The 26,221-nt window shown below is 46.8% G+C and carries 23 protein-coding genes; 14 read left to right on the top strand and 9 right to left on the bottom strand.

Going from position 1 to position 26,221, the window contains the following annotated elements:
• From infA to tnpC, 10 genes are all read left to right on the top strand, one after another.
• Positions 1-219: a translation initiation factor IF-1 gene (infA, locus tag BQ7480_RS17000; protein WP_002558052.1), complete on the top strand. Its 219-nt coding sequence runs from the start codon at positions 1-3 to the stop codon at positions 217-219.
• Positions 220-234: 15 nt separating this feature from the next.
• Positions 235-351 (top strand): type B 50S ribosomal protein L36, encoded by a 117-nt coding sequence (ykgO, locus tag BQ7480_RS17005; protein WP_002558051.1) that lies wholly within the window; start codon positions 235-237, stop codon positions 349-351.
• A gap of 33 nt (positions 352-384) precedes the next feature.
• A complete protein-coding gene (gene rpsM / locus BQ7480_RS17010; RefSeq protein WP_007559362.1) occupies positions 385-765 on the top strand; it encodes a 30S ribosomal protein S13 in 381 nt (126 codons plus the stop codon).
• An 8-nt stretch (positions 766-773) separates the two neighbouring features.
• Complete coding sequence (gene rpsK, locus BQ7480_RS17015) at positions 774-1,163, top strand: 30S ribosomal protein S11 (RefSeq protein ID WP_007559359.1); 390 nt, start codon at positions 774-776, stop codon at positions 1,161-1,163.
• Positions 1,164-1,280: 117 nt separating this feature from the next.
• Entirely contained in the window at positions 1,281-1,886 is a 606-nt protein-coding gene (gene rpsD / locus BQ7480_RS17020) for a 30S ribosomal protein S4 (protein WP_072543775.1), read from the top strand.
• A gap of 11 nt (positions 1,887-1,897) precedes the next feature.
• Positions 1,898-2,890 (top strand): DNA-directed RNA polymerase subunit alpha, encoded by a 993-nt coding sequence (locus tag BQ7480_RS17025; RefSeq protein WP_007559357.1) that lies wholly within the window; start codon positions 1,898-1,900, stop codon positions 2,888-2,890.
• A 3-nt stretch (positions 2,891-2,893) separates the two neighbouring features.
• Positions 2,894-3,388, top strand: coding sequence for a 50S ribosomal protein L17 (gene rplQ / locus BQ7480_RS17030; protein ID WP_072543776.1), 495 nt, complete (start codon positions 2,894-2,896; stop codon positions 3,386-3,388).
• Between the two features lie 390 nt (positions 3,389-3,778).
• Positions 3,779-4,102: an IS66 family insertion sequence element accessory protein TnpA gene (tnpA, locus tag BQ7480_RS17035; protein ID WP_072542632.1), complete on the top strand. Its 324-nt coding sequence runs from the start codon at positions 3,779-3,781 to the stop codon at positions 4,100-4,102.
• Positions 4,095-4,463, top strand: a complete 369-nt coding sequence (gene tnpB / locus BQ7480_RS17040; RefSeq protein ID WP_022233133.1) for an IS66 family insertion sequence element accessory protein TnpB — start codon at positions 4,095-4,097, stop codon at positions 4,461-4,463. Before tnpA ends, tnpB begins: the two co-directional genes overlap by 8 nt.
• Positions 4,464-4,551: 88 nt before the next feature.
• Positions 4,552-6,183 (top strand): IS66 family transposase, encoded by a 1,632-nt coding sequence (gene tnpC, locus BQ7480_RS17045; RefSeq protein WP_072543777.1) that lies wholly within the window; start codon positions 4,552-4,554, stop codon positions 6,181-6,183.
• Positions 6,184-7,647: 1,464 nt separating this feature from the next.
• Here tnpC and BQ7480_RS17060 read toward each other — a convergent pair.
• From BQ7480_RS17060 to BQ7480_RS17075, 4 genes are all read right to left on the bottom strand, one after another.
• A complete protein-coding gene (locus BQ7480_RS17060) occupies positions 7,648-9,159 on the bottom strand; it encodes an IS1182 family transposase (RefSeq protein WP_083581734.1) in 1,512 nt (503 codons plus the stop codon).
• Between the two features lie 180 nt (positions 9,160-9,339).
• Positions 9,340-9,774, bottom strand: coding sequence for a SufE family protein (locus tag BQ7480_RS17065; RefSeq protein WP_072543779.1), 435 nt, complete (start codon positions 9,772-9,774; stop codon positions 9,340-9,342).
• 15 nt (positions 9,775-9,789) lie between these two features.
• Complete coding sequence (locus tag BQ7480_RS17070) at positions 9,790-10,788, bottom strand: M20 family metallopeptidase (protein WP_072544106.1); 999 nt, start codon at positions 10,786-10,788, stop codon at positions 9,790-9,792.
• A gap of 81 nt (positions 10,789-10,869) precedes the next feature.
• Positions 10,870-12,639 carry a gamma-glutamyl-gamma-aminobutyrate hydrolase family protein gene (locus BQ7480_RS17075; RefSeq protein ID WP_072543780.1) on the bottom strand — a complete coding sequence of 590 codons (1,770 nt, stop codon included), beginning with the start codon at positions 12,637-12,639 and terminating at the stop codon, positions 10,870-10,872.
• Positions 12,640-12,829: 190 nt separating this feature from the next.
• On the opposite strand from BQ7480_RS17075, the gene BQ7480_RS17080 reads away from it, so the two are divergent.
• Complete coding sequence (locus tag BQ7480_RS17080; protein WP_072543781.1) at positions 12,830-13,750, top strand: phosphate acyltransferase; 921 nt, start codon at positions 12,830-12,832, stop codon at positions 13,748-13,750.
• 11 nt (positions 13,751-13,761) lie between these two features.
• Positions 13,762-14,838, top strand: coding sequence for a butyrate kinase (gene buk / locus BQ7480_RS17085; RefSeq protein ID WP_072543782.1), 1,077 nt, complete (start codon positions 13,762-13,764; stop codon positions 14,836-14,838).
• A 137-nt stretch (positions 14,839-14,975) separates the two neighbouring features.
• On the opposite strand, the gene BQ7480_RS17090 is transcribed toward buk, so the two are convergent.
• From BQ7480_RS17090 to BQ7480_RS17115, 5 genes are all read right to left on the bottom strand, one after another.
• Positions 14,976-15,845: a hypothetical protein gene (locus BQ7480_RS17090; RefSeq protein ID WP_072543783.1), complete on the bottom strand. Its 870-nt coding sequence runs from the start codon at positions 15,843-15,845 to the stop codon at positions 14,976-14,978.
• A gap of 31 nt (positions 15,846-15,876) precedes the next feature.
• On the bottom strand, positions 15,877-17,580 hold the full coding sequence (locus BQ7480_RS17095; RefSeq protein WP_072544107.1) for a RagB/SusD family nutrient uptake outer membrane protein: 1,704 nt from the start codon (positions 17,578-17,580) through the stop codon (positions 15,877-15,879).
• Between the two features lie 32 nt (positions 17,581-17,612).
• Positions 17,613-20,846 (bottom strand): SusC/RagA family TonB-linked outer membrane protein, encoded by a 3,234-nt coding sequence (locus BQ7480_RS17100; protein ID WP_235816707.1) that lies wholly within the window; start codon positions 20,844-20,846, stop codon positions 17,613-17,615.
• Positions 20,847-21,689: 843 nt separating this feature from the next.
• Entirely contained in the window at positions 21,690-22,007 is a 318-nt protein-coding gene (locus BQ7480_RS17110; protein WP_072543785.1) for a DUF4491 family protein, read from the bottom strand.
• Entirely contained in the window at positions 22,007-22,477 is a 471-nt protein-coding gene (locus BQ7480_RS17115; RefSeq protein WP_072543786.1) for an Lrp/AsnC family transcriptional regulator, read from the bottom strand. Before BQ7480_RS17115 ends, BQ7480_RS17110 begins: the two co-directional genes overlap by 1 nt.
• Positions 22,478-22,665: 188 nt before the next feature.
• On the opposite strand from BQ7480_RS17115, the gene BQ7480_RS17120 reads away from it, so the two are divergent.
• Together BQ7480_RS17120 and BQ7480_RS17125 are read left to right on the top strand one after the other, a co-directional pair.
• On the top strand, positions 22,666-23,196 hold the full coding sequence (locus tag BQ7480_RS17120; RefSeq protein WP_072543787.1) for an NUDIX domain-containing protein: 531 nt from the start codon (positions 22,666-22,668) through the stop codon (positions 23,194-23,196).
• A gap of 6 nt (positions 23,197-23,202) precedes the next feature.
• Complete coding sequence (locus BQ7480_RS17125) at positions 23,203-26,220, top strand: tetratricopeptide repeat protein (RefSeq protein WP_072543788.1); 3,018 nt, start codon at positions 23,203-23,205, stop codon at positions 26,218-26,220.
• The last annotated feature ends 1 nt before the right edge of the window (position 26,221 follow it).

The raw sequence follows: 26,221 nt of genomic DNA on the forward strand, positions 1-26,221 counted from the left end.
ATGGCAAAGCAATCCGCAATAGAACAAGATGGAGTTATCGTTGAAGCATTGTCGAATGCAATGTTTCGTGTAGAGCTAGAAAACGGACATGAGATTACAGCTCATATTTCTGGCAAAATGAGAATGCATTACATTAAAATATTACCCGGAGATAAGGTAAGAGTCGAGATGTCTCCTTATGACTTATCTAAAGGAAGAATCGTTTTTAGATACAAATAAAAGAAAATATAAGATATGAAAGTAAGAGCATCATTAAAGAAACGTACGCCGGAATGCAAAATCGTTAGACGTAATGGCCGTTTGTATGTTATTAACAAGAAAAATCCTAAGTATAAACAACGTCAAGGATAATTTATTATTTTTGCAAAAAAAATAATTTAGTATATGGCTATAAGAATAGTTGGTGTAGATTTGCCTCAGAATAAAAGAGGTGAGATTGCGTTGACATACGTATATGGTATCGGACGCAGTAGTTCAGCAAAAATTTTGGATAAAGCAGGCGTAGATCGTGACCTGAAAGTGAAGGATTGGACTGATGATCAGGCTGCTAAGATTCGTGAAATCATTGGTGCTGAATACAAGGTTGAAGGTGATCTTCGTTCTGAAATCCAGTTGAACATTAAGCGATTAATGGATATTGGTTGCTACCGTGGTGTTCGTCACCGCTTGGGTCTGCCCGTAAGAGGTCAGAGCACAAAGAACAATGCTCGTACACGTAAGGGAAGAAAGAAAACAGTTGCAAATAAGAAAAAAGCTACTAAATAATTGTTAATATGGCAAAAAAAACAGTCGCAGCTAAAAAAAGAAATGTCAAGGTTGATGCTAATGGACAGTTGCATGTTCATTCTTCATTCAATAACATTATCGTTTCTTTGGCAAACAGCGAAGGCCAGATTATTGCATGGTCTTCTGCAGGTAAGATGGGATTTAGAGGTTCTAAGAAGAACACTCCTTATGCAGCACAGATGGCTGCCCAAGATTGTGCAAAGGTGGCATACGATCTTGGCCTGAGAAAGGTAAAAGCTTATGTAAAGGGTCCTGGAAACGGACGTGAGTCTGCTATCAGAACTGTACACGGAGCTGGAATTGAAGTTACTGAGATTATTGATGTAACTCCATTGCCTCATAACGGTTGTCGTCCTCCGAAAAGAAGAAGAGTATAATAAAGATAACCAATTTAGATGTAACTTGATTTTGTTAAATAATGGATTGCAATTCCTTTCTGTAATCGCGGCTGCAACAAATTGAGTTCATGAATAACAATTAAATTAAGAAAGAAAATGGCTAGATATACTGGACCAAAAACTAGAATTGCACGTAAATTCGGTGAAGCAATCTTTGGAGCAGATAAAGTTTTGTCTAAGAAAAACTATCCTCCTGGACAACATGGTAACAATCGTCGCAGAAAAACGTCTGAATATGGTGTCATGTTGGCTGAAAAGCAGAAAGCTAAGTACACTTACGGTGTGTTGGAGAAACAATTCCGTAATATGTTTGAGAAAGCAGCAGGTATGAACGGTATTACAGGTGAAATCTTGCTGCAGAGCCTTGAATGTCGTCTGGATAACGTAGTGTTCCGTTTGGGTATCGCACCGACTCGTGCTGCCGCTCGTCAGCTTGTAGGTCACAAGCACATTACTGTAGATGGTAAGGTGGTAAATATTCCTTCTTTCTCTGTAAAACCGGGTCAGTTGGTAGGTGTTCGTGAAAAATCTAAGTCTTTGGAAGTGATTGCTAACTCATTGGCCGGATTTAATCACAGCAAATATCCTTGGTTGGAATGGGATGAAAACTCAAAGACAGGTAAGTTGTTGCATGTGCCTGAAAGAGCAGACATTCCTGAAAACATTAAAGAACACTTGATCGTTGAATTGTACTCTAAATAATAATTAATTTCATGGCGATATTAGCATTTCAAAAACCTGATAAAGTATTAATGTTGGAAGCGGATTCCAAATTCGGGAAATTCGAATTCCGTCCGCTTGAACCCGGTTTCGGTATTACCGTAGGTAATGCTTTACGCCGTATTCTTCTTTCTTCATTGGAAGGTTATGCAATCAACACTATCCGTATTGAGGGTGTTGAACATGAATTTGCTACCATTCCGGGTGTTAAAGAAGATGTCACTAACATTATCTTGAATCTGAAGCAAGTTCGATTCAAGCGAGTAGTTGAGGAATTCGAAAATGAGAAGGTAAGCATTACCGTTGAGAATTCTACTGAATTTAAGGCAGGTGATATTGGTAAGTATTTGACCGGATTTGAAGTGTTAAATCCTGAATTGGTTATTTGCCATTTAGATTCAAAAGCAACTATGCAGATAGACATTACAATTAACAAAGGTCGTGGATATGTTCCGGCTGATGAAAACCGCGAATTCTGCACCGATGTGAATGTAATTCCTATCGATTCTATTTACACTCCGATTCGTAATGTGAAATATGCGGTAGAAAACTATCGTGTAGAACAGAAGACTGACTATGAAAAGCTGGTTCTGGAAATTACGACGGATGGTTCCATTCACCCGAAGGAGGCACTGAAGGAAGCTGCAAAGATTTTGATTCATCACTTTATGTTGTTTTCTGATGAGAAGATTACTCTTGAAACATCAGATGCAGAAGGAAATGAAGAATTTGATGAAGAAGTATTGCACATGCGTCAGCTGCTGAAGACCAAACTGGTGGATATGGACTTGTCAGTTCGTGCTTTGAACTGTTTGAAAGCCGCCGATGTAGAAACACTGGGTGACTTGGTACAGTTTAATAAGACCGACCTGCTGAAGTTCCGTAACTTCGGTAAGAAATCGCTCACTGAGCTTGATGATTTGCTCGAGAGTCTGAATCTTTCGTTTGGAACAGATATTTCTAAGTATAAATTAGACAAAGAATAAACAATGAGACATAATAAAAAATTCAACCATTTAGGTCGTACTGCTTCTCACAGAAATGCAATGCTGTCAAACATGGCATGTTCTTTGATCAAGCACAAAAGAATCACTACGACTGTTGCGAAGGCTAAAGCTTTGAAGAAGTTCGTTGAGCCGCTGATTACGAGATCTAAAGAAGACACTACTAACTCTCGTCGTGTTGTATTTAGCAACCTGCAAGATAAGTATGCTGTAACTGAACTGTTCAAAGAAATCTCTGTAAAGGTTGCTGATCGTCCGGGTGGTTACACTCGTATTATCAAGACTGGTCACCGTCTGGGTGATAACGCAGAAATGTGTTTCATCGAATTGGTAGACTACAACGAGAACATGGCTAAGACAGCTGCCAAGAAAGCAACTCGTACTCGTCGTTCTAAGAAATCAACTGCAACAGCTGAAGCACCGGTTGCTGAAGCATCAGCAGCTGAAGCTACTACAGAGGAAGCCCCTAAAGCTGAATAATTCTGTAACATGCGATATATTTAAAAGGCTATGCAATCAGCATAGCCTTTTTTTGTGCCAATGTGGTAGTATCCTTAATTTGTGAATGGGGTTTATTGTTACTTTTACCCACTTCTTTGTATGCATTCGGACAAATTTATCTTTTACACTTTAAGATTGGGTTGTATTCGCTATCGCAAAGCTACAACCCAACTTCAATTATTATGGATAGATTGGAATTTGAAGAATTAGAATTGCAAGTGCAACAAAGCGTTCTGTAGTTGAAATCGTACCCTCAACAGATAGGTGCAAGTTATTTACCTATCGTAAGCATTCGGACAAATGCACCTTTTACACCTTGAGGTTTGATTGTAGCTTTGCGGCAGCGAATACAATCAAACCTCAATTATTATGAATAGACTGGAATTTGAAGAATTGGAATTACAGGTACAACAAAGCGGCCTGCCGTTGAAGTCGTACCTACAACAGATAGGTATAAGTTATTCAACCTATCATTACTGGCGTAGAAAATGTTCGGTTGACAGGAACAGTGTTAAACAGGAGCTGGTTCCCATCAGTCTTAAACAGTCAGTCATGGAATCGTCCCCTGAAGGACAAGTGCCGCATGGTGTGTCCGTTCTGTTTCCCAACGGTCTTCGTGCCCACTTCGGGAACGGGTCAGAAGAGATACTGATGGAGCTGTTCACCCAAAGTCTTCGAGGCGGCCATGTTTAACCTGAACGACACGATGCGCTACTTCCTGTGTCCTGGCAGGACAGATATGCGCAAGGGTATCAGTTCGCTGTGCGGAGTGGTACATGAGAAGATGAACAGCGAAGTGAAGAACGGGGATGTCTTCATCTTCATCGGTTCCAGCCGCAGGCTCATGAAACTGCTTCATGCAGAAGACGGAGGTATGGTGATGTATGTAAAACGCCTGGAGGCGGGCCGCTTCAAACTGCCGGAGTACGATCCCCAATCAAACAGCTATCCCATGGAATGGCGCGACCTGGTGATGATGGTCGAGGGCATTCAGGAAAATCCGCAGCAGAGGCTCCGGCGCCTGAGGGCAGAGCGCAAGGAATATCATGTATAATATGCTTCCGGAGTGAACAAAAGTGCGGATATTATTGTGTAATCCGCTTATATTTAGTATATTTACATAAACAAAACAGATGCGGACAATGGAAGAAAAGGATATACTGCTCAAGACGATAGAAGGGCTGAATGCCTCCATTGCTTCGTTGTCTGCCACTAATAAGGATCAGGCGGAACAGATTAAGAATCTGCAGGAACGAATCAAAGAGCTGACGGCTCAGATTGCATGGCTGAACCGCCAGCTCTTTGGGCGTAAGACAGAAAAGCTTCCCGTATATAATCCCGATATGCCCGACCTTTTTGCCGAAGAGTTTGCCGGACTCCGGTATCAGGCGGAAGAAAAGCGTGACGGGGCCGTGGAGCAGATAGAAAAGGAACTGGTGGAAGTCCGGAAGCAGAAGCGTCAGAACCGCAAAATGACAGAGGATCTGCCCATACTCGAAACCGAGGTTATAGAGCCGGCCGGTGTGGACCTGTCCTTATATCGTAGGATTGGCGAAGAGGTAACCAAAGTGGTCAAGCACAAACCGGGGATGCTCTATGTCAAGGAAATTATCCGTCCCAAATATGCGCTCAAGGACAGCACCCGGCTTCCTCCCGCAGGGCAGAAAGGCGTGGAGATTGCCCCCATGCCGCTGATGCCCGTCGACAAGTGCATCGCCGACACCAGCCTGCTTGCCGAGATACTGCTTCAGAAGTATGAATATCACGTCCCGTTCTACCGGCAGATACAGCAGTACCGGCATCTTGGGATGAAAGGCCTTACGGAAAGTACGCTGGACGGATGGTTCAAAAAAACGGTGGAGCTGCTCAGGCCTCTGTATGAGGAGCTCAAGAAGGAAGTCTTTTCCTGCGACTATGTACAGGCGGACGAAACCACTGTTCCGGTCATCAACAAGGAAAAGCACAGGGCCGACAAGGAATACCTGTGGATGGTAAGGTCGGTCATGAAGAAACTGGTCATCTTCCATTACGACCAGGGATCGCGTGCCGGAGCGGTCATCGAATCCCTGGCAAATCAATATCACTTCAAGGGTTATCTTCAATGCGACGGTTTTGCAGGCTATGAGACAGCCTTCAGAACCAACCCCGACGTGCGGCTGCTCAACTGCCTGGTGCATATCCGCCGTCATTTTGAACAGGCTCTGGATGAAAACCGGGAGATGGCCGAACATGGCCTGACCCAGATACAGCATATTTACCGGATTGAACACTGCTGCGATAAGGCGGGCCTGTCGTACGACGAGCGGAAGACGAAGCGCCGGGAACTGGCCGGACCTGTCATGAATACCATAAAAGTGTGGATGGAAACGGAAGGAATCAAGTACAGCCCCAATTCCCAGATCGGGAAAGCCATCACGTATGCCTATACCCGATGGGACAACATGATGGGATGTCTGGAGGACGGACGCCTGCTCTGGGATAACAATCTGGCTGAAAATGTCATCCGGCCGATTACTCTGGGACGGAAAAATTACCTCTTCTGCGGCAACCATGAGGCAGCGGCTAATATGTCGGTCATCTGTTCCCTGCTGGCCACCTGTAAGGCACATGATGTAAACCCAAGGGATTATCTGAATGATGTCATCGCCCGAATGCCCTATCACAAAAAGGCTACTCATGAGGAACTGCTGGAACTGCTTCCACATAAATGGAAGCTGCAACATCCGGAAAGTGCATTGACAAAACAAGAGGAGGAAGCCGGCAACCGGTGCTGACTGCAACATATAGGTTCAATAAAATAATAGCGACTGCAACTATTAGGTTTATAGTGACAGTCGCTATTGTTGTATATAAAGTTCAATACCTGTAGTTTAACAAATGCTTACTACCTATCACTATTGGACGGGAAAATAACCTCTTCTGCGGTAACCATTAGGCGGTGGTCAATATGTCGGTCATTTCTTCCTCGTTGGCCGCTTGTAAGGCGTCAAACTGGTGTTTCAGGAAAGTAAAGTACATAGAGGACGCAACGCAGAGAAATGTTCAGATTTCGATGGGGGCTTAAAAATGCTGTAAACAGCCTGAAAAGCCCGTTGTTGCACTATACAAACTCCTGTCCGATTACGGACAACAGGCCAACAGCATGAGAAGGGGCTGTTATGTGAATAAGGGTGTGGCACTGGCTTGTGTCGTCATTACCGACTTGTGTGTCGTTTTAGTCTGTGGTCTTGGCTACTGGTGTAGCCAGTTGGAACAGGAAAGGATATGTAAAAGCCGTTTTATGAATACTATTAAGAAGTGCCTAAGATAAAGGTGGAGAGTATTATCTTACAATGTGATTAGTTATGTAATTGACTAAGTTTCCAATGTTTATTTCCCCATTTCTTTTATTTTTCATTTGTCTTAAAATATTAGGGAAAACAATAAACACAATAAGTATTGCCCACCATTTTAGAAATACTACTAAAGATGTGATTGCTAAGAATACGAGGATTCTTATAATCTCTATTTTGAAAGAGTCCATGATTATGATGTTGTTTTTTTAATAATATGCTAACTTGACAGCTCATTCGCAGGCTGTTGTAATGGGTTCTATATAGCCATTTTCACATTCATCCAATATGGCATTGAGAAATTCTTCTCACGTTGGTTTGTTGGCTCTTGTTTGAGGTATATATGGGCTTTCGAACAAACAGATTTTTCTCATAAGTTCTTATTCTAGATGTTAACGGCCTAAATATATCAACGAATTTGTTATGTTTTTCTATTTAACAGTATTTTAACTCAGCATTTCATAAAAAAGTCAATACAGCTTTAGTTGACCAAATTGTTGCGTATTCGTTATGTTCCTTGATTCTTTTAACTATAAGGTCAAAACATGCTTTTGTCAGAGGGGTAAGCGTTTCGGGTTTCTCTCCGTTAAAGTCCTCTCCATATATCAGATTATCCGCATCTATACCGTGATTGTAGTTCTCACGAATAGGGTTTGTAGGCTGTATGAGAGAATATTCATATTTAGGTTACGATAGGTCTTATTGGAGAATTCTATCGTTTCAGACTCTTTAAGGGCATATAATTGGTGGAGTACGACAAAGAGGCTGTCTCAAAATGAATTGAGATGGCCTCTGTCGTTTCATATCAGACTGAAGTCGTTTGGATTTTTCTCAAAAAAAGGAATTTACAAGTTTCTTTCTACAGATTTCATCGCTTTAAACGGTTTTTTCTTGGTCAGAAGCCTCCTAAGAGGCTACTTTTGCAAGATTATGCGCTATGGCCAGCAGGCCAAATTCAATTTCCACCTTCTTCAGTCCACGGAGATGGAACCTCTTGAAGTGCTTGTTGTTCTTGAGGTTTCCAAATACGGCTTCCACATCCTGCGGCCGCTGGCTCCGGTATTTAAGACCTTCCGCAGAAAGGAGTTTCTCACGTTCCCTTTCCTTGATTTTCCTCAGCCTGTGGTTTACCTGCACAATCCTTTCCGACCGGCTTCTGTGACACCGGCATCTTAACGGGCAGCCCTTGCAGTTCCGGGCCCTGTACCTTGAGATGGTCTGTACAAAACCGTTGTCCGTCGTCCGCTTTACATCGGAGAGTCTTTTCATCCTCTGTCCCATCGGACAGTACATCCCGTCGGTTTCTTCATTATAGTAAAAGTTGGCAGACAGGAACGGGTCATTCCTGAAGCTCCTTTTCTGTTCCTTGTGGAAATAGCTGTACTTTATGAAGGTTTCAATGCCATGCCTGAAGGCGTACAGGTAGTTCTCCTCGCTTCCGTATCCGGCGTCACAGACGGACACGTCAGGATATCTGCCGTACAGGGAATGGAAGTCTTCCATGTGCAGGGGATAGGTGGAGGTGTCACCGGCACACTGGTGGAGGGTATAGTTCAGGATGAACTGTCTGTTGGTACTGACCTGCGGGTTGTATCCGGGCTTGAGCTGCCCGTTCCTCATGTGGTCCTCCTTCATCCGCATGAACGTGGCGTCGGGGTCTGTCTTGGAGTAGCTGTTGCGCCCATCGAGAATCTTTCCCTGGGATTCATATTTCTTCAGCTGTTCGGGCCATGCCTTCCTCACGCGCCGAACCTTGGCCTTCACTTTCCGGTCCGCATCCGTTCCCTCCAAGGCTTCATGTATCTGCTCCAGCGCCCTTTCCACCTTCTCGGGGGTGATGTCCTGGTAAGTGACGGGAGCGGAGTCGCGCAACTCCTGCTTGGTGACGGACTCGGCGTACCGCCATATTTCCTCAAGCTGTTCCGCGATTCTGGAGATGCGGGTGTGGATGGACTTGCCCCAGACGAACGTATAACGGTTGGCGTTTGCTTCCATCTTCGTCCCGTCGGTGCAGGCCACGTCCAGACTTACAAAGCCCTCCGCCACGAGGAACTTCACGATGGTGGCGAAGACGGTCTTGAGCACATCCTTCAGCCGACTGCTGCGGAAACGGTTGATGGTGTTGTGGTCAGGAGTCACATTGCCGGTCAGCCACATGAAGCGGATGTCATTGCGGCAAAACTCTTCGATGCGGCGGCTGGAATAGATGTTGCGCAGATAGGCATATACCAGAATCTGCAGCATCATGCGGGGATGGTAGGCCGGACAGCCTTTGACGGAGTACTTGCGGTAAAGTTCTTCCAGGCTGATCTGTTCAATGATACGGTGAACAACCCGGACCGGGTCGTTCTGGGGAATAAAATCGCCTAAACACGGAGGTAAAAGCAGATTATCGTTGGAGGTATAGTTTTTAAACATTATCTTTGGGATATATTGCTTGATTCCCTAAGATACAAAAAATTAGGGAGACGGGCAAGTCCTGACTGAGCGAAGTTGGGGCTTGCCCGATTTTTTTTGCAGACACAAAAAAGGCCATCTCAAATTATATTTCAATTTGAGACAGCCTCTTTGTTCCTTATTATGCGTGAAGTGGTTTGCTTATGCTTTTTCCTCCATTTTGGCTTTAAATGCCAAGGCATACATACGCATCTGTTTCACCATGGCCAGCAGACCGTTGCTGCGGGTCGGAGACAGATGCTCTTTCAGACCTATTTTGTCGATGAAATAGAGGTCGGCATTCAGGATTTCATCTGGAGTATGACCTGATACGACCTGAATCAGCAGGGAGATGATACCTTTTACTATCAGGGCATCACTTTCTGCCTGGAATACTACCTTTCCGTCCACCAAGTCGGCCTGCAACCATACTCGGCTCTGGCAACCGTCAATCAGGTTCTGTTCTGTTTTGTATTTCGGGTCGAGCGGCTGCTGGTCGTTGCCCAAGTCAATAAGCAGCTGGTATTTGTCCATCCAATCCTCAAAGTCGCTGAATTCTTCGATTACTTCGTCCTGGAGTTCATTTATTGTTTTCATTGTGATATTGTTTAATTATTTTTCATTATAAATCACGCCCATCACCGTTTGTCCTACGGCCTGAAGCGTGGCTTTGTCAATATTTTCAATTGTATCATCCAGTGTGTGCCAGGTAGGGTTGAAGCCTGTGTTACTTTGTGTGTCATAGTGGATGATGTCTACACAGGGAATCTGGCGGTACTGGTGCACATAGAGATGATCGTCGGTGATTTGGCCTCCGTCTTCCTTGATGAAGTAGTTGCCATAGCCTAAATGATCGGCCATCTTCCAGATTTTCTTCATGGCATTATTGGCCGTCCGCTTGGAATAGTCTTCATAGTAGAATGTGGCATTCTTTCCGCCTACCATGTCCAACAGGATGCCGAAGCGCGCCTTGTAATCAGGCACGTGAGGGATACGTCCCCAGTATTGGGAGCCCAGACACCAAGTGTCCGGTTTGTACGTTCCTTTGTAGAATTCTGGCGTGCCGTAATCTTCCGCATCGAAGAATACGAGGTCGATGCCTACTTGCGGAGCCTGCTGTTGAATCTGTCGAGCAATTTCAAGCAAGACGCCCACTCCGCTGGCACCGTCGTTTGCTCCGTCAATTGCCTTCCGGTGGTTGGCTTCCTCATCCTGGTCGGCGTACGGACGGCAGTCCCAGTGCGCACAGAGCATCACCCGTTTCTTGTTTTCCGGCTGATAGGCTCCGATGATATTGCGTGATTTCAGGATTGTGCCATCGTAAGCAATCAGGTCTGCTTGCTGATTATAAACGGTGGCTCCGAATTTCTTCAATTGGGCGGCCAAGTAATCTCCGCATTTACGATGCGCCTCCGTATTGGGTACGCGAGGTCCGAAGGCTACCTGTGCGGCTACATACGCGTATGCACTGTCGGCATTGAAAGCCGGGGCCTGCACAATTGTGGCTTCCGTTTCTTCAGTTTGCTCACTGTTTTTCGAACTGCTTCCACAGGAAATGAAAGTTCCTCCCGTTATCAAAGCACTTACAATCAGCAGGTTTTTTATTGAAATCATAATCCTTTCATTTAGTTTGTGCTGCAAAGGTAAACTTATTTTCGCAGACCCCTTGCAGCCGTAAATACGTTTTAAACTTTATTTGTAGGAGCCGTTCTCCTGTACTTGCTGCATGACCCGCAGAAAGTTGCCGCCCCAGATACGGCGGATGTCTTCCTCACTGTAACGTTCGTGCAGCAGCTGGCGGGTGAAGTTGATCATCTCTGAAGAATCATTGCATCCGATGATGCCTCCGTCGCCGTCGAAGTCACTGCCGATGCCCACATGCTCGATGCCCATTACGTTCACCATGTGGTTCAGGTGCTCAATGGCATCCAGGATATGTGCCGGGCGGTCAGTGCGAAGGAAGCCGCTGTACAGACAGACCTGTACCACACCCCCTTTTCGGGCAATGGCACGGAGTTGTTCATCGGTCAGGTTGCGCGGATGGTCGCAGAGTGCTCGGCTGGAAGAATGTGAGCAGACTACCGGTTGGCTGCTGATGTCGAGTGTGTCGTAGAAGGTTCGTTCGCCACTGTGCGACAAGTCCACCATCATGCCCAGGCGGTTCATCTCTCGAATCACCTGTTCGCCGAAAGGGGTGACTCCCAAGTTTTCCTCGTTGCGGCGGGCTGAACCACAGATGTCGTTGTTCCCGTTGTGGCAGAGAGTCATGTATACCACTCCCCGTTTGCGGAAATGTTCTACCCGGCTGAGGTCTTTCCCGATGGCATATCCGTTTTCAATACCTAGCATGATGGCCTTCTTACCTTCTCGTTTCAGGCGGTATAAGTCATCGGGCGTATACGCGATGTCTACTGTGGTACAGTTCCTGGCCACCATCTCCTCAATCTCATTCAGCAGACGGTCGGCTTTGGCGGTAGCTGCCAGCAAGGCTTCGTCCGTCCGTTCCTTTTGTTCTAGATAAGCTACCATGATGGTGGCATCCTGTCGTCCTTCCGTCATCTTGTGCAGGTCGACCTTGATTTTGGGGTCGCGCGTATCAAAGCGGATGTGCTGGTCGAAAAACATCGGTGTGTCGCAATGGGTATCCAGAATCAGCAGACGCTGGTGCAGCTCCTTGGCCTTCCGGAACAAACGGGCTTCGCGAACGAGCCATCCGAAGAGCGGCATCATGCATTTGTCTTGATTCAGGATGAAACATTCCGGATGCCACTGTACGCCCAGCATAGATTTATATTCCGTGCTTTCGATGGCTTCTATCACCCCGTCGGGGGCCGTAGCTGATACCCGAAAACCGGGTGCCGGCTCTTTTACCGCCTGATGATGGAAGGAATTGACAGCTACTTCCTTGGCGTTTAGAATACGGGCCAGCAGGCTACCCTCCGCCAGTTCCACCCGGTGTGACGGGAAACTCCGTTCCAGGTCTTGACTGTGTTTGATAGACGGCGTTTCTTTCTGTGCATAAATGTCCTGATAGAGTGTACCGCCCAAAGCGGCGTTGAGCACTTGGATACCGCGGCAGATACCCAATATCGGAATCTGCCGATGGGCCGCCAGGCGCGTCAGCAGCAGTTCCTGCCGGTCGCGGTGAGGGTTAATGCTGTGGAGTTCCCGAATCGGATCTTCGTGCAAGAAAAGCGGATTCAAGTCACCTCCGCCTGTAAGCAACAGTCCGTCCAAGTGGTCCAGTGTGTTGATTAGTAAGTTGGCATCCTCGTAAGGAGGAATTACCACTGGTACACCTCCTGCCTGAATGACAGACTGGTAATATCCCGGTGCCAGAGTCAGATTGCCGTCACTGAAGTTTCCTGTGAGTCCGATGAGTGGTGCTTCCTTGCGGTTGGGGAAACGGCTGTGAATCCCCTCATCGAGGGCTTGAATATCGAAAGAAAAATTTGTTTTCATGCGTGTGTACTTTTTTAGCAAGTTAGGCAAATATAGAGAGAACTTGTGAATTTATGGCACAATAAAGTGGATAAAGTCGTTAATTTGTTTTTTTGTCTATGTCTCTCTTCCAGAGCGTATAGCATTAATTAGCATCTCGGATAGATAGTTATTCAAATTATTTTCTCATATTTGTTTAAAATCTAATGATATGGAGTTGATTCAAAGCCTTTCTCAGATGGTGAACTGCCTGCGTTCGCGCGGCATACGCCGGAAAGTAGCGGTAGTCTGCCCGAACGACCCGCATACGGAGTATGTGATTATCCGCAGCCTGAGGGAGGAAATTGCTGAATATCTTTTGGTGACGGATTCAGCCCATTTGAAGGAGGCTCTCGACTTGCGGTCGGCTTCTCCTGATTTTGTGCATATCTACGAAGCGGGTACTCCCGATGAAGCGGCTGCATTGGCCGTGCAACTGGTACGTACGGGCGAAGCCGAAGTATTGATGAAAGGACTCATCAACACGGACAACCTCTTGCGGGCGGTATTGAAGAAAGGAGAGGGCCTGTTGCCCGAAGGAGGGGTGTTGAGCCATGTCACAGTGGCACAGGTTCCCTTATATCACAAACTGCTGTTTTTTTCGGATGCGGCAGTGATTCCACGGCCTACTTTGGAACAGTTCCGGGCAATGATTACCTACGATTTGGATTTGTGTCGTAAGCTGGGCTGTGAAGAACCTCGGGTGGCACTTGTTCATTGTACGGAAAAAATCAGCGAGAAGTTTCCCCACACCTTGAGTTATGTGGAAATCAAAAAGGACGCGCAGGAGGGACGTTTCGGACATGTCTTTATCGACGGACCGATGGATGCCAAAACCGCCTGCGACAAGCACAGCGGGGAGATAAAGGGCCTTTCTTCTCCCGTTGTCGGCAATGCGGATATTCTGATTTTCCCCAATATCGAATCGGGCAATACGTTTTACAAAACCTTGTCCCTGTTTGGCGATGCGAACATGGCAGGCATGCTCACCGGAACTCTTGCACCGGTGGTAGTGCCTTCACGGAGTGACTCCGGTAACTCCAAATACTACAGTCTGGTACTGGCTTGCCTGGCAGGGGCGCGAAAAGAATAAGACCTGACCTTATGAAAATACTTGTCATTAACCCGGGCTCCACTTCCACGAAGCTGGCAGTCTATGAGAATGAGAATCCCGTGTGGCGTGAAAGTATCGCGCATCCGTCCAAGGAACTGTCGGACTTTCACCATATCAACGAGCAGTATGAGTATCGTCGTGCGCATGTGCACGATACGCTGGAGAAGGCGGGCATTCCGCTTGCTTTTGACGCCGTGATTGCGCGCGGTGGCTTGTTGAAACCGACTCCTGGAGGAGTGTATCAAATCAATGAGCGTATCAAGCATGACTTGTGGCATGCCAGTATGGAACATGCGTCGAACCTGGCGGCATGGATTGCCGACGAGATAGCGCATTGTGCCGGTTGTCCGTCTTATCTGGCCGATCCGGTAGTGACAGACGAGCTGCGTGATTTGGCCCGTATATCCGGCATCCCGGAGCTTCCCCGTATCTCCATTTTTCATGCCTTGAACAGTCGGGCTGTATCCCGACGTTATGCGGCCCGTATCGGACGGAAGTATGAAGAACTGAACCTGATTGTGGCCCACTTGGGGGGAGGCATCTCGGTCAGTGCGCATCACTATGGGAAAGTGGTCGATGTGAATAATGCCTTGAATGGGGAAGGCCCTTTCAGTCCGGAACGGGCGGGAACGTTGCCGGCCCGACAGTTGGTTGATTTGTGTTTCAGCGGGAAATATACATACGCGGAAATCCGGAAGATGATTAACGGTCGGGGGGGACTGGTGGCACATCTGGGTACTACCGATGTGCAGAGTATCATCCGTTGGGCCCATGCCGGAGCCGAAAAGCACAAACTGGTACTCGATGCCATGCTCTACACGGTGGCCAAGCAAGTTGGAGCCATGCATATTGCCCTGCACGGACAGACCGATGCTGTGATTTTGACAGGGGGTATCGCTTTCAATGACTATTGTATCCGCGGGTTGCGGGAGTGGCTGGAAGGGCTGGCTCCGATTGTGGTCATTCCCGGAGAAGATGAGATGGGAGCGTTGGCCATGAATGCGCTGGGTGTGTTGCGAGGAGAACTGACCTTGCAGGAGTATGCACCGGAAGAGCATGTAGAATAAAAAATCGGGACATCTTCGTCACGAAGATATCCCGACAAATCCTTATTTAAGGTTAAACGTCAGTGTGAATACTGACTCTTCAAGAGAGATTATTTAGAAAAGACTGTATCCCATCAACGGGGATCAGTCTTTTGTGTTTAGTCTGCAATAAACTCATCATAGCCATAACCAAGAGCTCCAGCAGAAACTTGATAGGCTATAAGGATAAAGCAGTTGTGGTTGGCGTACATACCACTTTCATAACCATTGTCGGTTACAAATGCATCATTTCCTTGCCAGTAACCAATATCGCTGACTGAGATACTTCCGTAGCTTCCATAGGTGTACGAAGTCAGGGTGGAAGGTACACGGAAGAACTGGTATTCTCCTTGTGAATCCGTTGCAGTCTTATCAATCAGGTTAATCTTCATGCTGTATCCTTCTCCAAATACGTCTTTGAAGCGGTACAGAGTGGGATCCGTCGTACAAACTTGTAAGGTAGTTGGTACAGAAGACTGCCCCAAGATGGTGGCTGCAGGAGTTCCGCTTGCACTGGTAGTTCCGAATACATAAGTACCTGTTGCTACATCTTCCCAGGCAAGTCCGGTAAACACTACTTCTTGTGAAGCCATGTTGCTTCCGTTTACGGCTACTACGGTGATGGTATATTCACCTTGCAGGTTGGTGAGGGTGATGTCTGCGTTAGACTCTCCAGAGATACCTTCTATTTTAGTTCCGTTTTCTACGACATAAGTCATATATCCGGTTTCTCCATCGGCTTCCACATGTGCATTCTTGTCTGCGGTAGTTTCTGCCAGATAGTAAGCCTCACTCACCTGATTGTTGGCGGCAATACGGATTCTCACATCATTGTCAGGGTTATATTCCGGTGCTTCAACTGCATATTCATATAGCGTGATGGCAGGTGCCCCGTCTGTACCTGGAGTAGTTCCTTCTTCTTCCTTACAGCTGGTCATTGCCACTATAGCAAGGAGAATCATTCCCAAAGCATTGATATATTTTTTCATGTTCCTATTCTTTATTTAATGAATCAACTTTTTAATTAGCCCATGTAAATTCGCTGGAGTCGGATGTAGGCATAATCGGAGTCGGATTGTTGGTGCAGGCTGCATTGTAGTCAGTTTCTGTACCTACGATGCAGAAGTCCATCCAGTCGGGATGTACGTTTCCTGAGTTCACATTGTAACCTCCATAGTTCCAGCGGTAGCCTTTGATGTGGTTGGTATTTGCATAGCTGCGAATGATACCTTTGTCGTAACGTTTGATATCGTAGGTGGCAAAACCTTCACCCCAAAGTTCTACACGGCGCTGCCACCACACTTCGTTCTGGAATCCAGTCGCATGATTGTTTCCGTAGGTATCGTTTGTATGTTTGCCATATACGTATTGCGGGTCACGGGTCTTGGCAAAGTTGGTCAACAGGGTGATTCCTCTTGCTTCGCTTTGCATACCGGCAGCTTCTGCTTCAATCAACATCATTTCTTCCACACGCATCAAAGGAACAGATACGGTGAAGGCTGCATATTGGTTGGCATGTTCTCCGTTGGCTGGGCGGAATTTCAGTTCCAAACCTCCCACTTTTTGGGAAGGACTGGCTGCTGCAGTGGTCAGCAATCCTTCGGGAGAGTCTGAGTAGGCGCTCAATGCATCTACTGCATCTGCCTCGTCCATGTCGTCAATAGCAAAGTCTACAAAACATTTCTTGCGGAAGTCGGTAGCAGGAATGGTCTGGTAGAGGTGATAATCGATACGTTTCGGGGTACCGTAGTTGGCGGCATAACCGCAACCAGATTCACTGACTTCAATGATCATCTGTGCACCCCAGCTGCTATCGCCATCATTCTGCAAGATACATGGGTCATCGTCTTTGAAGCGAACGGCGAACATCCAGGAATTGTTTCCATCCGGAGTGTTGAAACCGCTGGTGCGGGAAGTGTACTGGCTTTCTGTCAATGCGGTGTAACCTTGCTGGGCCAGTTTGGCATATTTTTCGGCGTTTGCCCAGTCTTCCATCACCAGGTAGGCACGGGCTTTCAAACCGTACACCACTGAAAGGTCCGGCGTGTACACATCCGTACGGGTGTAATCGGCCAAGTAAGTTTCTGCTTTATCCAGGTCGGACAGAATCTGTGCCCACATTACTTCGTTGGTTGCACGTGGATTGGTTGCCAAATCACTGACTGCAGTGGTTTCCAATACCAATGGTACGGTTTCGGCATTCTTGTCGATTGCATAAGACTTCTGGGCGAACATCTGTGCCAAGTCCATATAGAACATGGCTCTCATGGCGTAGGCAATACCTGCTCCCGACTTGTGTTCATCGGTAGGTTCCGGACCTGCCATGGTCAATACGTCGTTACAGCTTTTGATCCATCCGTAGAAATAAGTCCAAGGATACTGGCATACCGCATAGAGCGGGCCCAGACCTGTACCGCAGGTGTACCAAGTGGTGTACCATTCACTTGTTGTATTCTCTAAGACGATATCTTGTCCCATGACGTCACGCATCAGGAAGAATGAGGTATAACCGTAATCGTATGGCGACATATCGGATGCGTTGTAGACAAATTTTCCCGCCATTGTATTGGTAATGGCGTCTACAAAGTTCTGGAAAGCTCCGGTGGCGTTAGCTGCTTGATCCACTGTCACATAGTTGCTTTGTGGCTCAATTTCTTTGATACAGCCTGTAAGCGATGTCATACCCAAGGCTGCCAGAGAAGCAAATAAAAATATTTTTTTCATCTTGTAGTTTCTTTTCATTGGTTAAAAACGAGTTAGAATGTCAACTGGATTCCGCCTGTAACAGTACGTACGGGTGAATAGACATTGACTTGAGTGTTTTCGTTGAATGAATAACGAGGATCAAGTCCTTGACGTGCAGACCAGAAGCACAGGTTTTCTCCGCTGGCATAGATACGCAGCTTGTCGATGCCCAGGTTGCTCAGCCATTTCTTGGGTAAGGTATAACCTACAGTGAATGACTGGAAGTTCAGATAGCTTGCATCTGTCATGAAGCGGTTTGAACGGGCAGCTGTGTACTGGTCCATATATTGCATACGCGGAATATCGCTCGATGTGTTGTTCGGAGTCCAAGCCTTGAGGGCATCTACATGGATGGCAGAACCTCCGGCTGAACCAGTCAGGTTGGTCATCAATGACATGTAGCGAGTATCGTACACTTGACCGCCAATCTGATAATCGAAAGTCATGGACAAGTCGAAACCGTAAGCGCTAAATGTAGTTCCGAAACCACCATAAGCCTTTGGCAAGCTGCTGCCTTGTTCGTAACGGGAAGCACCGTTCGGGTCAGTGGTCTTGTAAGAATGGTTCTTTGCCGGACGGTTTGTCGCACTGGCTCCGGTATTCGGATCTACCATGTCGGCGTCTACCCAGTAGAGAGCCTGTCCCTGTTCGTTCATACCTGCATATTCAGGCAACATGTAGTTGTAGATGGAACCACCTACCTTATACCATTTCCAGTCGGCGCTGTAACCACCCAGCAAACCTACCTTTGAAGCCGGTAATGAAAGGATTTCGTCTTTGTTGTGGGCGATGTTGAACTGTACACTCCAATCTATGTTGCGTGTACGGATGATGCTACCTTGCAAGGTCACTTCCACACCTCGGTTGCGGATATCACCGATGTTGTCGTAGTAACCACGTGTACCGGCTGATTCCGGAATGTTCAACCAGAACAGCAGGTCGGTTGTTTTCTTGTTATAGAAGTCGACACTACCGGTCAATCTGCGATTGAACAAGCTGAATTCTACACCGACGTTCAAGTTGTTGGTGGTTTCCCAGCTGATTTCCGGATTACCCATCATACGGAAAGCGGCAGACATGCTGGAAGGAGTAGAGGCAGACAGTGAATAAGTGTTTACGTATGCGAAATCACCTACGTTATCGTTACCTTGCTGTCCGATAGATAATTTCAGTTTCAATTCATCTACCCATGATGCGTTGAAGAACTCTTCTTTGTTGATCAACCATGCGGCACCTGCTGACCAGAAGTTACCCCAACGGTTTTCTTTGGCAAAGCGTGAAGAAGCATCACGACGGTAAGAACCAGAGAGGAAGTATTTGTCATCGTAGTTGTACTGGAGACTACCGAAATAACCTTCCACATTGTATTCGCTGGTGTAAGAGTTTGAACTTACCTTGCTGGCTGAGGCGTTGATTTCCGGAATGTACTGGGAGAACAATCCCTGACCGTAAGCATAAAGGTAAGTGGTCTTGGTGTCATAATATTCATGACCCAACATGACATTGATGTTGTGTTTGTCGAACTGGTCGAAGTAAGTCAATGTCTGTACATGGTTCTGACGCAAGTTGTCTGTTTGTGATTTGTCGATCTGGCCTCCGGCAGAAACTTTCGGTCCGTACAGTGCAGTCTGCATCAGAGAATAGTTGGTGTGTCCCCAGATCAGAGAGCTGGTGGCATTGAATTTCAAGAAATCAGTGAAATTGATGTCCAATGAGAAGTTACCGTTGAACTGCTGTCCCTTGCTCTCATCCGTGTTGTAACGGTTGGTACCCAGCGGGTTGTTGGTGCCGGAGAACGGACGGGTCAGTCCCGGATAGTTGCTGGCAGCTACACCGTAGTCGTATTGCGGGTTTCCGTATTCATCGCGACGGATGGTCGGATTACCGTTGGCGTCCAGAACCCGTACGTAAATCGGATAAATCGGTGCAATAGAAGAGGTATAATACATCAGGTTGGATGAGTTAAGGGAAGTGTTCATGTTGGCATTGGATTCTGTAGTAGAATTCACATAGCCTACATTGGCACCCAGTTTCAACCATTTGGTAGGTTGATAATCTGCTTTTACACGTGCGCTGAAACGTTTGTATCCAGAATATTCAATGATACCATCATCGTCCAAGTAACCCATGCTGGCATAGAATGAACCTTTGTCGTTGGCTCCGTTGATATTGATGGTATATTCCTGACGAAGTGAATTGCTGTATGCTGCATCCGTCCAGTTATCCGGATACAAGTAGTAGGTTTCTCCGTTTGCTTCATAAGCTCGTCCCAGAGTGGCATTCGGATTTAATTTGCCGTTCAGACCGATAAGCTGTTCTCCATCGGGCACAGTATATACATTGTATGCCAGCTGGTTCAACATGGTCGTGTTGGCATTGACATTGGCTGTAGCTGCGTTCTGGCCTTGATCGTAGAAATAGTAGTTATAGTACTGGCTGTACATGGCCTCATAGTACTGGCCCGGGTCGTTGATGGTTTCGTAGTCCTGTACGGCACGGCTGTTGGCACCCCATTTCATATCCACGTTGATTTGCGGCTTTTTGTTCTTTCCGGTTTTGGTGGTAATCAAGATGACACCCGATGCACCACGCGCACCATACAAAGCAGCAGAAGCGGCATCTTTCAATACCGTAACTGATTCGATATCACTCTGTGGAATGTTGCTCAATGAAGCCGAATAAGGAGCTCCATCGACAATAATCAAAGGTTCCGTACTCAATGAAAGAGAGGAGATACCACGGATGTTGATGCTTCCGCTTCCGGCACCCGGAGCACCTGAACCGCCACGCATCTGCAAACCTGGAGTGGTACCTACAAGGGCATTTGCTACATTGGTTGTGATGTGTTTGGCCAAATCTTCACTGTTCAGGACTGCTGCTGAACCGGTGAATGAGCTTTTCTTCTGTGTACCGAAAGCTACTACCATTACTTCATCCAACATCTCTGAGTCGGATTTCATGGATACTCGAATCAATCCTCCGCGTATGCGAGTTTCTACAGGTTGCATACCTACGAAAGAAATTCTCAATTGCTTGGCCGAAGCCGGCACATTAGTGATTGTAAACTTACCGTCGAGATCGGTCATGGTACCTACCTGTGTACCAACTACCAGTACCGACGCTCCGATTACGGGCTCACCATCCTCTTCAGAAACTACAATTCCTGTTACGGTGGATTGTTGCGCCCACATCATTCCAATGCTTAAAAATAAGCATGTAAGAAAGAAGAGTGTTCGTTTTTTCATAAATTCTCTCTTTTAAAATTAATGTAACAATATGATACTGTTTTTAACAACAACAATTCAATCGCAAATATAAGTAATAAATTTATTTATTTGGTATAAATCTGTTTTTTTTTTGAAAATAAATACGCATGTCTGTGAAAAGAATGTGTAATATTTGATTTGTGATGCTGTATTCGGTGTTATTGTTAGTATTTAGACTTGATTTCTCATGTTAATGCTTACTATTTGTTGTTTGTATTTGATGGCTTTGTTTTTTTGGTAAAAAAATGGAGGAATGTAGAAAGTGATGAAGTGGTATTTTTATTTTGATAGAATAGGGTGTATGAATAAAATGAGATTGGTGCTATGGTGGTGAAATTATTGATGATTTGGTTTAAATCATCGTGGAATTAAGATTTATAAAGTTTGGATATCGGATTGCTTGGGGAGAGAGTTGGGAGGTGAAATTGTATGAGTCTTAATTCTTTTATTAAATGTGTGTTAATTGTGTGAAAATTAGTTGTGAAAGGACTCGGGCGACCTGTTGTAAATCATTTGAAGATTATAGTTTATGTGGAATCACCTTCTTTAAAAAAGATAACAGCATATTGTGGGGATGCCCGGTTCTTTTTATATGTTTCCTTACTTGGAACCGTACGTTTCCCATGGCGGAACCGTATGTTTTCCTGCTGGGAGATATACGGATTCCGGCAGGAAAACATAAAAAGTCTTTTGGAATAAATTTTTCTTCTTCAAAGAGTTTTAAATTAAAGGGTGCAGGAAGAATAGCTTTTTCCTATGAAAAAGCCATGAAAAAAGGGATACCGTTCAGATATCCCTTTTCATATTCAAGTACGTAACCTTTTACTGTTCATATTCCTTTTTCCGTTTCGGATTCATCGGGAACCAGCCTTTCAGCACACGCTCACGCTGTTCGAAGATTTCCTTGATGGTCCAGAAAGAGGAGAACGAAAAGACTCCCAATAGAGAAGACACTAAAATCTGGCCCACCAGAATGGAACCGATGAGGCCCGCGATGCCCAGCACCAGAAAAAGCCACCAGCAACGTGTCCCCCAGTAATATTCCGCTTTGACCACTATCGGATGAAACAATCCGATAATCAGGAACGTGCAGATTCCGATGAGTATGCCCTCCCAGTGAAGGCCGTCCATTCCTTCCATCAATCTTCGAGGTCTTTACGGATAGGAATTTCTTTCTTGATGCTCTGTTCCAGTGAAATCAGTGTTTCCGTGGCAGTAACTCCCGGAATTTCCTGAATCTTGGAATTCAGCAAGTCCATCAAGTGTTCATTATCGGTTGAATACAGTTTGGTCAGCATGGTGTAAGGACCGGTAGTGAAATGACATTCCACGATTTCCGGAATCTTTTGCAATTCAGCTACTACACTTTTATACATGGAACCTTTTTCCAGTTTGATTCCCACATAAGTGCAAGTGCTGTAACCCAGGCTTTTTGGATTTACATGGTAGCCTGAACCAATAATTACGCCGAGGTCAATCAGGCGCTGTACGCGTTGATGAATGGCGGCACGTGACACACCGCATTCTGCAGCTACGTCTTTAAACGGGATTCTGGCGTTCTGTGAGATAATCTCCAGAATCTGTTTGTCAAGTTTATCAATTTTCTCCATACTACTAAATGGTTCTTGTTTTTATCATATTGTAAGCAAATGTAGAAAAACTTTTTTATCTATATGCTATTCTAGAAGAAAAAACGTAATTATTTTTTGGAAATACACAAATTGTCGGTGAATTGTGTAAGCTGTATGCCCTATTTGCTTATCTTTGTGAGGCTTATTATTTATTAAATTGAAAAACTATGCATCCATTGGAATTGTTTAAGTTTTGTCCGGTGTGCGGGTCTCCTCATTTTGAAGTACATAATGAAAAGTCCAAGAAATGTGCGGACTGTGGTTTTGTGTATTATTTCAATTCGAGTGCGGCTACAGTGGCCTTTATCCTGAATGGGAAAGGAGAGTTGTTGGTTTGCCGCCGCGGAAAGGAACCTGCTAAAGGTACGCTGGATTTGTCGGGAGGCTTTATCGACATGTTCGAGACTGGCGAAGAAGGAGTGGCACGCGAGGTGAAGGAAGAAACGGGACTGGTGGTGACAGAAGCGAAGTACCTGTTCTCTTTACCGAACACTTATCTGTATTCGGGCTTTCTGGTACATACGCTCGACCAGTTCTTTTTATGTAAAGTCGCAGACGACCATCTGGTAAAGGCGATGGATGATGTGGCCGATGCGTGGTGGATGCCCTTGGATGAGATTCATCCGGAGGATTTCGGACTGGAATCAGTACGTAAGGGAGTGGCACGTTTCCTGGAAGCACATCGGAACGTAAAATAAGAGATTATGGGTAAGTATAAAAAATATATCTGGACGGCAGGCCTTTGTTGCGCCTTGCCGTTGGCTGTATCGGGGCAGCAGGTAGAACCGCTGACCGGAGCCGACCGTTTGTTCAACGAGGGAAGGGAACTGTTTCTCCGTCAGGATTATGCAGCTGCCCGGCAGACCCTTGTCCGTTATACCCGTCAGGCAGGGGAAAAGGCCTGGGCCGATGAGGTGGATTACATGCTGGCTTGTACGGCGTATGAGCTGCACCTGCCGGAATGCCGGGAGGTCTTGTCGGACTACCTGGAAGCTCATCCGGAATCACGTTACCGCAACCGGGTGCAGGCACTCATTGCCGCCAGTTACTTTTCGGAAGAGAAGTACATGGAGACCATTGCCACACTGAAGGGATGTGACATTTCTCTTTTGGCAGACGAGGAACGGGATGCCAGTGCCTTGCGCATGGGTACATCGTACTTGAAGGTAGACAAATGGCAGGAGGCAGCCTTCTGGTTTTCGGTGTTGAGAGATTCGAGCAAGGATTACCGTAATGATGCGGTGTACAACCTGGCGTACATCGATTACGTGCAGCAGAAGTACGACTCGGCCTTGCAGGGATTCCGTGAAGTGCAGAATGACCGGAAGTTCCAGAAACTGGCACCTTATTATATAGCAGATATTTACCTGATTCAAGGAAATTATGCGCAGGCCCGGAAGGTGGCAGATGCGTATCTGGCTTTGTATCCGGAAGAAAAGAATGCGGGGCAGATGAGCCGTATTTCCGGAGAGGCTGCTTACGGCCAGAAAGACTATGCTGCTGCCATCCAGTCACTGGAACGCTATCGTGAAGGAGAAGCAATGCCGGCCCGACTGGCCATGTACAAACTGGGTATGAGCTATTTCAATACAGGAGTTTATTCCAAAGCGTTGTCGCGCCTGGGAGAAGCGACTGGAGCTCCGGATGCTTTGGCGCAGAATGCCTATCTCCACATGGGCTTGGCGGGCTTGCAGTTGAAGGAACGCAATCAGGCGCGTATGGCCTTCGAACAGGCGTCGCGCATGGATTTCGACCGCAGCATTCAGGAGCAGGCGTTGTTCAACTATGCGCTGTGCATTCATGAAACGTCTTATTCTCCGTTTGCCGAGTCGGTCACGGTGTTCGAACGTTTCCTGAATGAATACCCGTCGTCGGTTTATGCCGAGAAGGTGAACGACTATCTGGTAGAGGTGTACATGAATACCCGCAGCTATGAGGTGGCTTTACGGTCAATCGATAAGATTACCCATCCGAGTGCTCGTATTCTGGAGGCTAAACAGAAATTGCTTTTCCGCATGGGTACGCAGCTGTTTGCCCAGGCGGACTACCGCGGGGCACTGGATTATTTTACCCGCTCCCTGCAGTTGGGACAGTATAACCAGAAAACCAAGGCGGATGCATATTACTGGCGCGGGGAGTCGAAATACCGGCTGGCACGTTATCCGGAGGCTGCCAACGACATGCGGCTTTATCTGGAGTTTGCCACCGACAAGAATTCACAGGAATACGGACTGGCTCTTTACTGTCTGGGATACAGCTTGTTCAAACAGAAACAATATAACTCCGCACGCGACTGGTTTGTCCGTTGTGTGCAGAACGGGCGGACACAAGATGCTTCGGTGGCGGGCGATGCCTACAACCGTATCGGCGACTGCTATTTCTATGAACGCCGCTTCGAAGAAGCTCGTCAGCAATATGCGCAGGCTGTGGCCATCGCTCCTTCACTGGGTGATTATTCCTTGTTTCAGGAAGGTATCGTGAAAGGACTGCAACGGGATTATGCCGGAAAGATACAGGTACTCAACAAGTTGATTACGGATTATCCTTCGTCGGCTTATCTGGACGATGCCTTGTATGAGCAGGGACGTGCGTTCGTGCAGATGGAGGACAGCGAGAATGCCATCAAGCGTTATTCGTTGCTGGTACAGCGCTATCCGGAAAGCGAACTGTCTCGTCGGGCCGCCAACGAAATCGGTCTGCTGTATTACCAGAACGACCGTTACCAGGAAGCCATTGCCGCTTACAAGAAGGTGATTACGACTTATCCGGGTAGTGCGGAGGCTCGTCTGGCGCAGCGCGACCTGAAATCAATTTATGTAGACTTGAATAAGGTGGACGACTACATGGCGTTCGCTTCTACCATCCCCGGTGGGGCCAAGTTCGACGTGAGTGAACGGGATTCACTGACCTATACGGCAGCCGAACGGGCTTATATGCGCGGCGACATTGCCGGTGCCAAGACCAGCCTGACGCGTTACTTGCAGTCGTTCCCGCAGGGAGCCTTCAGTGTGGATGCGGCGTATTATCTGGGATTGATTGACTACAACCAGAAAGATTATGCATCGGCTGCCGCCCGACTGGAAGAAGTGCTCCGCTTCTCGGGCAGCAAATACGAAGGGGAGGCGTTGGCACTTTGTGCCGAGATGGCCTACAACCAGAAAGAATATGCCAAGGCGTTGAATTTGTACAAGCGTCTGGCCGACCGTTCGTCGGTGCAGGAAGACCGCTTGCAGGCTGAGTTAGGGGCTCTGCGGAGTGCCCGTGCGCTGGACGACCGGGCAGAAACCGTAGTCACCGCTTCGGCTTTGCTCAAACAGACCAAGCTGACACCGGAGGTACGGAGTGAAGCGTTGTATTTCCGGGCCAAGGCCTTGCTGGCGGAAGGACAGAAGCAGGAAGCGCTGGCCGATTTGGTGGAACTGGCCAAGGACACCCGTAACGTGTACGGGGCAGAGGCCAAGTATCTTGTAGCACAGACGTATTTCGACGAAGGAGAAACGGCTAAAGCTGAGAAAGAAGTGCTCGACTACATCGAGGTCAGCACCCCGCACGCCTACTGGCTGGCAAGAAGTTTTGTTCTGCTGTCGGATGTGTATGTGAAACTGGACCGCAAGATGGAAGCCAAACAGTATTTGCTGTCCTTGCAACAGAATTATCAGGCGAATGATGACATCGCCGGAATGATTGAAAGCCGTCTGGCCAAACTTAAAAGTGTAAAGTAAG

Origin of the sequence: Bacteroides mediterraneensis (genome assembly GCF_900128455.1) — a bacterium.
Taxonomy (GTDB): Bacteria; Bacteroidota; Bacteroidia; order Bacteroidales; family Bacteroidaceae; genus Phocaeicola; species Phocaeicola mediterraneensis.

What these genes read in the sequence shown, in the direction of transcription:
- infA (WP_002558052.1), top strand. Translation starts at nt 1, where the DNA reads ATGGCAAAGCAATCCGCAATAGAACAAGATGGAGTTATCGTTGAAGCA.
- ykgO (WP_002558051.1), top strand. Translation starts at nt 235, where the DNA reads ATGAAAGTAAGAGCATCATTAAAGAAACGTACGCCGGAATGCAAAATC.
- rpsM (WP_007559362.1), top strand. Translation starts at nt 385, where the DNA reads ATGGCTATAAGAATAGTTGGTGTAGATTTGCCTCAGAATAAAAGAGGT.
- rpsK (WP_007559359.1), top strand. Translation starts at nt 774, where the DNA reads ATGGCAAAAAAAACAGTCGCAGCTAAAAAAAGAAATGTCAAGGTTGAT.
- rpsD (WP_072543775.1), top strand. Translation starts at nt 1,281, where the DNA reads ATGGCTAGATATACTGGACCAAAAACTAGAATTGCACGTAAATTCGGT.
- BQ7480_RS17025 (WP_007559357.1), top strand. Translation starts at nt 1,898, where the DNA reads ATGGCGATATTAGCATTTCAAAAACCTGATAAAGTATTAATGTTGGAA.
- rplQ (WP_072543776.1), top strand. Translation starts at nt 2,894, where the DNA reads ATGAGACATAATAAAAAATTCAACCATTTAGGTCGTACTGCTTCTCAC.
- tnpA (WP_072542632.1), top strand. Translation starts at nt 3,779, where the DNA reads ATGAATAGACTGGAATTTGAAGAATTGGAATTACAGGTACAACAAAGC.
- tnpB (WP_022233133.1), top strand. Translation starts at nt 4,095, where the DNA reads ATGTTTAACCTGAACGACACGATGCGCTACTTCCTGTGTCCTGGCAGG.
- tnpC (WP_072543777.1), top strand. Translation starts at nt 4,552, where the DNA reads ATGGAAGAAAAGGATATACTGCTCAAGACGATAGAAGGGCTGAATGCC.
- BQ7480_RS17060 (WP_083581734.1), bottom strand. Translation starts at nt 9,159, where the DNA reads ATGTTTAAAAACTATACCTCCAACGATAATCTGCTTTTACCTCCGTGT.
- BQ7480_RS17065 (WP_072543779.1), bottom strand. Translation starts at nt 9,774, where the DNA reads ATGAAAACAATAAATGAACTCCAGGACGAAGTAATCGAAGAATTCAGC.
- BQ7480_RS17075 (WP_072543780.1), bottom strand. Translation starts at nt 12,639, where the DNA reads ATGAAAACAAATTTTTCTTTCGATATTCAAGCCCTCGATGAGGGGATT.
- BQ7480_RS17080 (WP_072543781.1), top strand. Translation starts at nt 12,830, where the DNA reads ATGGAGTTGATTCAAAGCCTTTCTCAGATGGTGAACTGCCTGCGTTCG.
- buk (WP_072543782.1), top strand. Translation starts at nt 13,762, where the DNA reads ATGAAAATACTTGTCATTAACCCGGGCTCCACTTCCACGAAGCTGGCA.
- BQ7480_RS17090 (WP_072543783.1), bottom strand. Translation starts at nt 15,845, where the DNA reads ATGAAAAAATATATCAATGCTTTGGGAATGATTCTCCTTGCTATAGTG.
- BQ7480_RS17095 (WP_072544107.1), bottom strand. Translation starts at nt 17,580, where the DNA reads ATGAAAAAAATATTTTTATTTGCTTCTCTGGCAGCCTTGGGTATGACA.
- BQ7480_RS17100 (WP_235816707.1), bottom strand. Translation starts at nt 20,846, where the DNA reads ATGAAAAAACGAACACTCTTCTTTCTTACATGCTTATTTTTAAGCATT.
- BQ7480_RS17110 (WP_072543785.1), bottom strand. Translation starts at nt 22,007, where the DNA reads ATGGAAGGAATGGACGGCCTTCACTGGGAGGGCATACTCATCGGAATC.
- BQ7480_RS17115 (WP_072543786.1), bottom strand. Translation starts at nt 22,477, where the DNA reads ATGGAGAAAATTGATAAACTTGACAAACAGATTCTGGAGATTATCTCA.
- BQ7480_RS17120 (WP_072543787.1), top strand. Translation starts at nt 22,666, where the DNA reads ATGCATCCATTGGAATTGTTTAAGTTTTGTCCGGTGTGCGGGTCTCCT.
- BQ7480_RS17125 (WP_072543788.1), top strand. Translation starts at nt 23,203, where the DNA reads ATGGGTAAGTATAAAAAATATATCTGGACGGCAGGCCTTTGTTGCGCC.